Below are 1,364 nucleotides of genomic sequence, written 5' to 3'. Positions count from 1 at the left end.
CCGCATGGGAGTGACGCCGAAGCACGTGAGCAAGCTCCTCGGAGGAGCGCCGCTTACACCCGACGTCGCAACGAAGCTGGAGCTGGTTACGGGTATCGCTGCGCGTGTCTGGCTTAGCCAGGAAGCAACGTACCGAGCTGATGTCGCCCGACTCGGTCTCACGGAGGAGCTTGTAGCAGCGAAGGAGCTCGCGGCTTCCTTCCCACTATCGCACCTTCGAAAGATCGGCAGGATCACAGGGACCCTGAAGAAGCCAGGCGCCCTAGCGATGGAACTCCTTGCCTTCTTCCAGGTTGGATCAGTGGACGCACTTCGGCAAGCCATCGCGCGGCAAGCCGTCGCGTATCGCCAAGGCACCGCCCATCCGGTTGATGAATATGCGCTCGCGACGTGGCTCAAGCTGGGCGAGATGGAAGCTGCAGCTTCAACAGATGCGTTGCCGGCTTTCGACGACGTGGTGCTACAGGAGCTGCTTCCGGAGATTCGACAGCTCTCTATGACGCCCTCGAAGACCTTCGGTGCTGAACTGGTCGCGTCGCTCGCGAAAGCGGGCGTTCAGTTGATCTACGTTCCGGAGGTTCAGGGCGCCCGTATGTACGGAGCGACCAGATGGATCAACGGGCGCCCGGTGATCGCCCTGACCGCCCGAGGCCGAAACGACGGCCAGTTCTGGTTCACCCTCTTCCACGAGATCGGTCACGTGCTCCTGCATCAAGACCAGCGCACCCACATCCGCCCTGCAGACGCTGATGTAGAGGCCGACCCCGCGGAGCGCGAGGCTAATGACTTCGCGTCAATGACGCTCATTCCGCGCTCACAAGAGCAGCAGCTGCCGTCCCTGAAGAGCAAGGAGCAGGTGCGCGCGTTTGCGGATTCCATCGGTGTCAGTCCGGGTGTCGTTGTCGGGCGACTGTGGCACGACAAGCTTTGGGACTATCGCGCTGGACACGATCTTTGTCTGAAGCTCGTCATCGTCGACGACGAGTGACGACTGTTGTTCTGACGGTTGTGGTGCAATCGCTGCTACTGGCGATCGTAGGTTCGATGTAGCTCGCCGGGCTGCTGATCGTGACAGGGTCGGCGGGAGTCTGGACCAGCAGGGTGGGGTTGTTGGTGACGTCGAGCGCCCGGGAGCGGGCCAGTTCTGCGGCGGTACCTTCAACGGTCACCGAGGGCTGCAGTGCGGCGAGTACCTCGTCGACGTCAATGCCTTTTGGATTGGCGATCGACCGGTAGGTGTCCGGGCCGGAGAGGCTAAGGCGGTCATGGTGGAGAGCTCACCGCATGGCGCGGGCCTTGTCGATGCCGCGATCACCGCAGATCTGCGGAGAGGTCTCGCCCAGTGACGACCCGTGCTGCTGCTT

2 protein-coding genes are annotated in these 1,364 nt (G+C 62.4%); one reads left to right on the top strand and one right to left on the bottom strand.

All coding sequences use genetic code 11. The features are described 5' to 3' along the window. A partial coding sequence (locus tag BACI9J_RS23075) for an ImmA/IrrE family metallo-endopeptidase (protein WP_236558893.1) occupies positions 1-988 on the top strand: 988 nt, incomplete at its 5' end. Here BACI9J_RS23075 and BACI9J_RS23070 read toward each other — a convergent pair. Then, positions 969-1,169: a hypothetical protein gene (locus BACI9J_RS23070; RefSeq protein WP_159736686.1), complete on the bottom strand. Its 201-nt coding sequence runs from the start codon at positions 1,167-1,169 to the stop codon at positions 969-971. The genes BACI9J_RS23075 and BACI9J_RS23070 overlap by 20 nt on opposite strands. Between the last annotated feature and the right edge of the window lie 195 nt (positions 1,170-1,364).

Source organism: Arthrobacter sp. 9V (genome assembly GCF_902506065.1).
Lineage (GTDB): Bacteria > Actinomycetota > Actinomycetes > Actinomycetales > Micrococcaceae > Arthrobacter.
Note: the sequence above shows the minus strand (reverse complement) of the source record. Positions and strands in the feature narration are given on the sequence as shown.